Annotated in this window: 5 protein-coding genes; 2 read left to right on the forward strand and 3 right to left on the reverse strand. The window is 57.1% G+C overall.

The window, feature by feature from the left end:
- Window positions 1-34: 34 nt before the first annotated feature.
- Together P0D89_RS50380 and P0D89_RS50385 are read left to right on the forward strand one after the other, a co-directional pair.
- Window positions 35-880 carry a class II aldolase/adducin family protein gene (locus P0D89_RS50380; protein ID WP_408364523.1) on the forward strand — a complete coding sequence of 282 codons (846 nt, stop codon included), beginning with the start codon at window positions 35-37 and terminating at the stop codon, window positions 878-880.
- A 124-nt stretch (window positions 881-1,004) separates the two neighbouring features.
- Window positions 1,005-2,312, forward strand: coding sequence for an MFS transporter (locus tag P0D89_RS50385; RefSeq protein WP_408379261.1), 1,308 nt, complete (start codon window positions 1,005-1,007; stop codon window positions 2,310-2,312).
- Window positions 2,313-2,401: 89 nt separating this feature from the next.
- Here the strand turns inward: P0D89_RS50385 and P0D89_RS50390 are convergent, their stop codons facing one another.
- From P0D89_RS50390 to P0D89_RS50400, 3 genes are all read right to left on the reverse strand, one after another.
- The gene (locus P0D89_RS50390; RefSeq protein WP_408364519.1) at window positions 2,402-3,094 is read right to left on the reverse strand and encodes a GntR family transcriptional regulator; all 693 of its coding nucleotides are present in this window, start codon (window positions 3,092-3,094) and stop codon (window positions 2,402-2,404) included.
- 205 nt (window positions 3,095-3,299) lie between these two features.
- Window positions 3,300-3,851 (reverse strand): hypothetical protein, encoded by a 552-nt coding sequence (locus P0D89_RS50395; protein ID WP_408364517.1) that lies wholly within the window; start codon window positions 3,849-3,851, stop codon window positions 3,300-3,302.
- Between the two features lie 506 nt (window positions 3,852-4,357).
- The gene (locus P0D89_RS50400; RefSeq protein WP_408364515.1) at window positions 4,358-5,836 is read right to left on the reverse strand and encodes a catalase; all 1,479 of its coding nucleotides are present in this window, start codon (window positions 5,834-5,836) and stop codon (window positions 4,358-4,360) included.
- Window positions 5,837-6,353: the final 517 nt, after the last annotated feature.

Here is a 6,353-nt window from a genome sequence, read left to right on the forward strand (position 1 = left end):
TTGCCCCATCTACATCACATTTCAGGAGCTAATCATGGATATAGCAGTCGCCGAAGAGAAGGTCGAATCGATTGTGAAGGCCGGAAAAATTTCGATTTACCAACCCGACCAGGAAGGTCTGATTTTCCCCGAGTTGCCGATGTTCAAGTCTGCCGCGGAGCATCGGCAGTATCTGAAGGAGCACCTTGTCGCAGCGTGTCGCGCGTTCGCCCGGCAGGGTTACGATTATGGCTTCGCTGGTCACCTTACCGTTCGCGACCCGGAAAATCCGAGCCTGTATTGGACCAATCCCATGGCTGTTCATTTCGCGCAAGTCAAGGTGTCGAACCTCATCTGCGCAGACCACAAGGGAAATGTCGTCGAAGGCAACTACGCCGTCAACCGCGCAGGCTTTGTGCTTCACGCCGCCGTGCATGAGCAGCATCAGGACATTGTCGCCATGTGCCACGCACATACTGTGTACGGAACTGCATTCGCGGCGCTCGGAAAGCCGCTAGCACCCATCTCGCAGGATGCAGCGGCGTTCTTCGAAGACCACGTTGTCATCGGAGACGAGGCTGGCAAGGTCGCAGTCGAAGTGAAAGGTGGCAACAAGGTCGCAAACGCTTTTGCCGGCGTGAAGGCCGCAATTCATCAGAATCACGGGCTGCTCACTGCGAGCCGTCACAGCATCGACTCCGCCGCCTTCTGGTTTATCGCACTCGAACGTTGTTGCCAGCAGCAACTCTTGATTGAAGCGACTGGCATCACGCCGAAGGAAGTAACGCCGGAACGTGCCCGTTACAGCCGCGAACACGTGGGCAGCGACTACATCGGCTGGTTGCACTTCCAGACTATCTGGAATGACCTCGTCGCCACGCAGCCTGACATGTTCGATTAACGCAGTTAGCACAATACGACTTGCGGCGTTGCCAGACTTCGGCAACGCCGTGAGCAAATTGAGGTGGAGAAAAGCACAAACAACATCCGCCTCCAACGGAAGGCCCCCCTCAGGAGACAACAAAATGAGTTCCCATAGTCCGGCCGCATATCTGGAAGCTAGTGAGTCGTCGGCGTTCGCCAAGGCCGCATGGCGACTGATTCCCTTTCTGTTCCTCTGCTATCTCTCTGCATATCTCGACCGAATAAACGTAGCATTCGCAAAGCTCCAGATGCTGAACGACCTTGGCTTTAATGAAGCCATCTACGGATTCGGCGCGAGCGTGTTTTTCATTGGCTACCTTATTTTTGAGGTGCCGAGCAATTTGATGCTCATGCGCGTTGGTCCACGTCGATGGATTGCGCGCATCATGGTCACGTGGGGTTTAATTTCCGCCGGGATGATGTTCGTGACAACACCGGCCATGTTTTACATGATGCGCTTTCTTCTCGGGGTGGCTGAGGCCGGCTTCTTTCCAGCTATTGTGCTTTATCTCACTTATTGGTTTCCGTCCTCACGTCGTTCCAAAGTAACAGCGCTCTTCATGACTGGCATTCCAATGTCTGGTGTGATTGGTGGTCCTCTTTCCGGATGGCTGATGACCGCGCTCGCTGGCGCTCATGGAATGGCGGGATGGCAGTGGCTTTTTCTGCTTGAGGGCGTTCCGACGGTTTTGTTCGGTGTAGCCGCGTTTTTCTTCCTCGATGACAAGGTGCAGGATGCGAAATGGCTATCCGAGTCGGAGAAGTCCATCATCGAGCAGAAGCTGAAGGAGGAACAACCGGAAGGCGTGCTTCATTCCGTCAAAGATGGCCTATTGAATCCGAAGATTCTTCTTGTCAGCGCAGTCTACTTTTTTTACACGATGGGCCTATACGGGGTCAGTTTTTGGCTGCCGACCTTGATAAAATCGAGCGGCGTATCGGACCCGCTCAATGTTGGCTTGCTCACCGCAATTCCGTATGCCGTCGGTGCCGTCGCTATGGTTGTTGTGAGCTGGAATTCAGACCGCACAGGAGAGCGTCGTTGGCATTTGATTGTCCCGGGCATCGCGGGTGCATTTGGACTGGCGTTGAGCGTATGGTTCGCTCACTCGACTTTGCTGGCGATGATTGCCTTGACGATTGGGACCATGGGAGTCATGACGACCATATCGCAGTTTTGGGTCCTGCCGCCGGCTTTCCTGAGTGGGGCTGCGGCCGCCGCGGGACTAGCATTGGCAAACTCGGTCGGAAGTATCTCGGGTGTAATAAGCCCCTCGCTAATCGGTGTAATCAAGAATGCTTCCGGCTCCACTGGCGCCGGAGTTCTTGTACTCTCAGTCAGTCTGCTGATTGGAGGGCTGCTGGTGCTGCTCGTTCCTCCAAAGCTCGTCAATAGTCGACGTCGCTAGGAGGGGCAATCGCGATAGATTCGCCGGCACGGGTAGCTGCACCTGTGTCGTGCGAGCGTGTATAGCGGTCGTGACTACGTTCCCTGACATCACGGCGCCGAACGTTGAGCACCGTCTGCCGAAGCGTCCCCCTTGCTCATATTACGAACAAGATTCTCCCGTGCAAATTCGGTATGTTGCACGCTAAGCTTTGCTGCGAGTTCTTCATCACCTTGGGCGATAGCCTCGGCAATTGCGGCATGCTCGTCCCAAACGGTTTTTCGCTGGCTCGCGACCCGGTGAACGGCGCCCATCACGCGCCGCAGATGCATCCAGTGCAGGCGTGCGTTCTCGACAATCAAAGGATTCCCGGACGCTGCGTAGATAGCAGTGTGAAACGCCATATCGGCTTCAATCATGGTCCGAATGTCGTCGCCTTTTGAGAGTTTCCGACCAGTCGCGACCAGAGATTTGTCTATCTTCACACGCTGTCTTGCGGCGAGGCGGGCAGCGAGGCCGTCGAGAGCACCCCGAAGCTCGTAGAGGTGCCCAATTCGGGTGGCATCAAGCGGCGTAACCTGCAGTCCACGCCCCGGCGCGTCTTCCACCAGACCGTCCTTTTTCAGTAGACGGAAAGCCTGTAGTACGGGAGAGCGGGAGACAGCCAACTGCTCGGCAATTTCCTCCTGGACGATTCGCGTGCCGGGAGCGATTGAACCCTCGCTGATAGCATCGAGTAGGATCCTATAGACTTCGTCGACGTAGTCGGTACGAGCCTGGATTTTCAGGAGTTTTGCTGGCATGGCGAGAGTGCCTGTGGATACAGAATACTATCAGCTTACCAGTATTGATTGTGCTGGTGGAAGTACAGCGCGCAGCGCATGCTCGAGCGGCCGCGGCGCGTAATGTCTGAAACTCCCTGTCAGTCTGGCGGCCCGTCGGCGCCTAGCCGCCACATATGTTGGCGATGACACGCAGCATCCCGGCCGCCGCGCGATACTGGTTGACTTACAGGGTCTCGGCGGTGATGCTGGCGAACCACACCGGTAGCTCCGCAGCGAACTTGCTGGCGTAAAGCACGTTTGACTGTACAGAGACAGTTTGGAACGCTTTCTGCAGCGCGCTCCGGCATTTTTCAGCGCTTTTGTTGCCGCCTTCCTGCACCACAACAATCACCGCCGCGGCGCAGAATCGCTTCGCCTCGACAATCCCAAAAGCCGTGTCGTCCAAAAGTTGATCTGGGTCGCATGTTCCCGCGTCACGAACAACGAGGGAAACCAAGCCTGAAGGGGTTCGTCCAAGAATCCACTCCGCGCGGACCGCGCCCACCGCGTCATACTCGGTCGGGACGCCAATAAGTCCGACGATATTTCTGAATTGCTCATGGATTTCCAGCACGTCACGGGCAGCGTCGGGAATCGCTTTACCGGAATTCCAAGAGGTCAACGTTGCTGCCGGGCGCTGGCTCGGGCTGAACGCAAATCCGGTCTCGCCAATCGCGAAGGTCTCTGGCCCTTGTCTCGACACCGACTGCGCCATCAAGAAGTCCGGCATTTTCATGTCGTGTCCTTGCTCATGTATTGGGGGAAGCGGTCGTCATCACTCATTGAAGCCGAGTTCTGAGTACTGAACGCGGAACTCTGTATACAGAAAGTTTAGAATCTGAACGTAGTTCTGGATATAAGTACAAACACCCAGATGCTCTGCGGCGCTCTCGAGAAATTAATGTCGCGGAGGCGACTATCCCTCCGTCTCTTCTAGGTAGGTGGCTGGCGAGAAATAGCGAAGTCTAAAAAAGAGCGCACGCTAGCATTCACACTTGCTCCCGACCAAACGACCTGGAAAGAGACGGAGGGAGCGCCTCCAGGTCGCTTGAAAACATTTGTCTCCGTGTAGCGTCGCGCATCGATTCAGTGATAATCGCCACGCTGACTACCAAGCCGACATGTAATGGCAATGACGTCCACACACGTGGTCGTCGCAACCAGTCCGAGGCATTGAAACAACAGCGACCCTGGTTGCGCGCAACCAAGGCCGCGAACGTCCGCGACACTATCTCCAGCAGGTTACTTGCGTGGCTCTGCGCCAGCGCGCACCCTCTCCTCGATGCGGCGCCCCACGTCGGCATCGACACTCTTCCAGTAATCGAACGCCCGCTCCAACACGGGGCTGCGAACGCCCGCCAGCAGGGCGCCCGCGACCGTCTCGACGAGCCGTGCGCGCTGTGCATCATCGAACACGTCGCGAACCAGACTGCCGGCCTGGCCGAAGTCGTCGTCGTCGGCATGCAGCGTGTAAGCGCTGCGCACCATGTGACCGTCCGTTTCCCAGCTATCCTCTGCTGGGCCCGTCGTGTCGGCCCACGTGCGGCCGGCGCTGTTCGGCGCGTACACAGGTGCGTTGCCGCTGTGCTCATAAGCCATCTGGCCATCGAACATGTAGGTCTGTACCGGCACCTTCGGCTTGTTCACCGGCAACTGATGAAAGTTTGTCCCGATCCGGTTGCGCTGCGCATCGTTGTACGCGAACGCACGTCCGAGCAGCATCTTGTCCGGCGAAAGCCCGATGCCCGGCACCGTATTCCCCGGCGAAAACGCGGCCTGCTCGATCTGCGCAAAGAAATTCTCGGGGTTACGGTTCAGGGTCATCGTGCCGACCTTGATCAACGGATAGTCCTTGTGCGACCAGGTCTTGGTGAGGTCGAACGGGTTGAAACGGTATTGCGTCGCCTCTGCATACGGCATGATCTGAACGAACAGCGTCCAGCTCGGATGATCGCCGCGGCCGATCGCGTCGAACAGGTCCCGGCGGTGAAAATCGGCATCGTGGCCTGCGGTGTTGGCCGCTTCGGCGTTAGTGAAAAACGACATGCCCTGGTTCGTGTGGAAGTGGTACTTGACCCAGAACTTATCGCCGGCCGCGTTGACCCACATGTATGTATGCGAACCGTAGCCGTTCATGTTGCGCCACGTCCGCGGCAGCCCACGATCGCCCATCAGGTAGGTCACCTGGTGCGCGGACTCCGGGTTGCTGGTCCAGAAGTCCCACTGCATATGGTTGTCACGCAGGCCGGAATCGGGCAGGCGCTTCTGGCTGCGAATGAAGTGCGGGAATTTCATCGGATCGCGGACGAAGAACACGGGTGTGTTGTTGCCAACCAGATCGTAATTACCTTCGTCCGTGTAGAACTTCAGCGAGAAACCCCGCACGTCGCGCCATGTATCGGGACTGCCCGCCTCGCCGGCCACGGTAGAAAACCGCGCCAGCATTTCGGTGGAGGATCCCGTCTGGAACAACGCTGCCTTCGTATAACGGCTCACGTCCTCCGTGGACTCGAACACACCGAACGCACCGGCACCCTTAGCGTGAGGTTGCCGCTCCGGCACTTTCTCGCGGTTGAAATGCGCCATCTGCTCGAGAAAATGGACGTCGTGAAGCAGGATCGGCCCATTGGGGCCGGTCGTCAGTGAGTTGCGATCGCTCGGCGCAGGCGCGCCCGCTCCGGTCGTCGAACCGGTGATTGACTTCTTGTTACCGTCACTCATGAAAACTCCTGTGTTGTGGGTGGTTTCTCTTGTTTGGGGCTACCGAGCGGCTCGAAATCGCGACTAGCGTGTTCGTCGATGCTGGGCCGGATGGCGTATTCTATGAGTTTCACCAAATGCACGCTTCGCCCTTCAGGCGCAATCCCCCTACGCAGCTCGGCCGGTACCGCGCTCGGACACTGGCTGCCGAAATGGGAACACGCCGGGTTGTTCAAGCGCACTACGTCTCGTTTCGCATAATGCTGGGCTCGTTTGAGCTGCGATAGTGTCACGGTATGCTAGGAGACCTGTCAGATGAAGTTGGTCCATTGCTGTACACACGTCCGCCTCCAGACTCGTCATTGACTACAGTGAAGCACTCCGCTAATCGAAGGCATTACATAGCAAATCCGACTCTGGCGACCAACAACCGAGGTGGCGTCATAGGTGGAGAACATCACCAGGTTCGCGAATATTCCCTCACGTAGAAAATAAACTCATTCATTGCAAACGCCCCTCCCGGAAAGCGGAAATAGCA

It is taken from the genome of Paraburkholderia sp. RL18-085-BIA-A (assembly GCF_046027075.1).
Taxonomy (GTDB): Bacteria; Pseudomonadota; Gammaproteobacteria; order Burkholderiales; family Burkholderiaceae; genus Paraburkholderia.